The organism is Leuconostoc sp., from assembly GCF_965300815.1.
Window position 1 is genome coordinate 1 of record NZ_CBDKZH010000163.1, and the last position, 2,110, is coordinate 2,110.

Genomic DNA, 2,110 nt, shown 5'->3' on the forward strand with positions numbered 1-2,110 from the left:
CGTTAGAACATATACTAATATACCGCCTTTATCCCCCTGCGTCAACCCCTTTTTTCACGATTTTAAAATTACAGGCCAATCCGTGTCCGGATTGGCCTGTAATACTACCGTTTAGTGCGTTTTAAATACTGATAATTCGCCAATGCGACGTGCGGCTTCAACTAACCGTACTGTATCAGTCGTCAGGCTGACTCTCACGTACCCCGCTCCTGCATCCCCGAACCCCGACGCATCAGCCACTGCCACATTTGCTTCTTCTAACAGTAAATCAGCAAAGCTTGCGGATGTATAACCCGCTGGTACTGGCATTAGGACATAAAACGCCCCCTTAGGAACATACGGTTCCCAATTATAGGTGCGAACAGCTTGGATAAAAGCATCACGCCGTTGTTGATAGACTTGTACCAAATTGGCAACCGCACTATTTTGATCATGATAGTGTGCTAATGCCGCAATCGCTGCATCTTGAACAGCCGGAAATAGCGAGACAAACAAATGATCTTGAATGACATTAATAGCGTCAATCATGTCAGCATTCCCAACCGCAAAACCGACACGCCACCCAGCCATATTAAATGTTTTTGAAAAGGTATAGGTTTCAATACCAACAGTCTTTGCGCCCGGTGTTTGCATAAAGGATCGTGGTTGATGCCCATCAAATCCAATAGCCCCATAAGCAAAGTCCGATATAATCCCAACCTGGTTTTGCTTTGCAAAGGCGACTGTTTGCTCATAAAAGTCTGCCGTTGCTACAGCCCCCGTTGGATTATTCGGATAGTTCATATAAAGAAACTTTGCGCGTTGTGCGACATCAGCCGGAATGTCATCGTAGTCAATTAAGAAATCATTCTCTCTTTTTAATTCAACTTGTTCAACCGCGACACGACCTAACGCTGCCCCCGACCAATAATCAGGATAACCAGGATTTGGTAACAACAAGGTTTCGCCTGGATTCATTAGGGCCAATGGCAATTCAACTAAACCAATTTTGCTCCCTGCTAACACGGCAACTTCTGTTGCGGGATCCAAAACCACGCCATAAGTATCAAAATAAAATTGCGCAATAGCTGTTTTAAACCGCATCTCACCACGAAACGCAGAATATTGATGGTCAGCTGCCACGGCTGTTGCCTGTTGCATCGCCTGGACGATGTAATCTGGCGTAGGTAAATCTGGGTTCCCTTGCCCGAGATTAATCACGTCAGCACCAGCTGCAATTTTAGCGTTAACTCGACTCACCAATGAGGCGAAAAACTGTTTTGGCAGTGTTTTAAGTAACTCTGATTGTTGAAAATGCATAATCTCTCCTAATAATACAATTCAGGGCGCCGATCATGAAACACCGGAATCTGGCCACGTACTGTCTTTTCGTCGGCTATATCAATTGTCACAACAAGTAGGGCTTCATCCATATCACGCGCTTGTGCCACAATTTGACCCAGTGGATCAATCACCAACGATCGACCACCAAATTGATTGTCTGCGTCACGCCCAACCCGATTAGCAGCAATCACAAAGGCTTGATTTTCAATAGCACGCGCTTGCAATAAAATCTGCCACTGGTCAATGCGTTGAATTGGCCACTCGGCTACGACATAGAGAATTTGTTGTGGTCCCTCGGCCATCATGGCCCGTAGCCATTCTGGAAACCGAATATCATAACAAATTACCCCAGCAGCGGACACACCCGCTAATTCAAAGGTATTTTTGTGATCACCCGCAGCAATATATTGTTCCTCAGCCATTAACCCAAAAAGATGCGTCTTATGATAGGTACTGACAAGCTGGCCCATTTGGTCCACCACATACATCGTGTTATAAAATTGTTCCCCTTGTTGTGTGGCAACAGAGCCGCCCACAATATTCAAGTGATATTTTTTAGCGAGCTGTGCTAATAATTGCTGCGTACTCGCACCGCCACGATCTGCTAACGTTGGCAACTGATCTAATGCATACCCTGTCTGCCACATTTCTGGGTAAACAAGGACATCAACGCCAGCAGCAGCGGCCCGTTGGGCATACTGCGCCACCGTCACTTGATTTATCTCCGGTTGTCCTAAAGCAATGTCCATTTGGGCAATAGCAATTTTTAACGTCATGATTGATCCTC

Annotated in this window: 2 protein-coding genes; both read right to left on the bottom strand. The window is 45.7% G+C overall.

The annotated features are described in order from the left end of the window. Positions 1-111: 111 nt before the first annotated feature. Positions 112-1,299, bottom strand: a complete 1,188-nt coding sequence (locus ACW12G_RS07670) for an aminotransferase class I/II-fold pyridoxal phosphate-dependent enzyme (RefSeq protein WP_455647685.1) — start codon at positions 1,297-1,299, stop codon at positions 112-114. An 8-nt stretch (positions 1,300-1,307) separates the two neighbouring features. Further along, entirely contained in the window at positions 1,308-2,099 is a 792-nt protein-coding gene (locus tag ACW12G_RS07675) for a carbon-nitrogen family hydrolase (RefSeq protein WP_048699958.1), read from the bottom strand. Positions 2,100-2,110: the final 11 nt, after the last annotated feature.

Excerpts from the sequence above, each read along its gene's own strand:
- ACW12G_RS07670 (WP_455647685.1), bottom strand. The coding sequence starts at position 1,299 with ATGCATTTTCAACAATCAGAGTTACTTAAAACACTGCCAAAACAGTTT.
- ACW12G_RS07675 (WP_048699958.1), bottom strand. The coding sequence starts at position 2,099 with ATGACGTTAAAAATTGCTATTGCCCAAATGGACATTGCTTTAGGACAA.